Below are 241 nucleotides of genomic sequence, written 5' to 3'. Positions count from 1 at the left end.
ATCTCCGGGGGGTAGAGCACTGTTTCGGCAAGGGGGTCATCCCGACTTACCAACCCGATGCAAACTGCGAATACCGGAGAATGTTATCACGGGAGACACACGGCGGGTGCTAACGTCCGTCGTGAAGAGGGAAACAACCCAGACCGCCAGCTAAGGTCCCAAAGTCATGGTTAAGTGGGAAACGATGTGGGAAGGCCCAGACAGCCAGGATGTTGGCTTAGAAGCAGCCATCATTTAAAGA

1 rRNA gene is annotated in these 241 nt (G+C 54.4%); it reads left to right on the top strand.

Going from position 1 to position 241, the window contains the following annotated elements:
* A 23S ribosomal RNA gene (locus HMPREF0044_RS07650) occupies nucleotides 1-241 on the top strand; the annotation flags it as partial.

This window comes from Gleimia coleocanis DSM 15436, assembly GCF_000159015.1.
Classification (GTDB): Bacteria; Actinomycetota; Actinomycetes; order Actinomycetales; family Actinomycetaceae; genus Gleimia; species Gleimia coleocanis.
The sequence above is the reverse complement of the archived record's forward strand: the minus strand, read 5'-3'. Positions and strand labels throughout refer to the sequence as shown.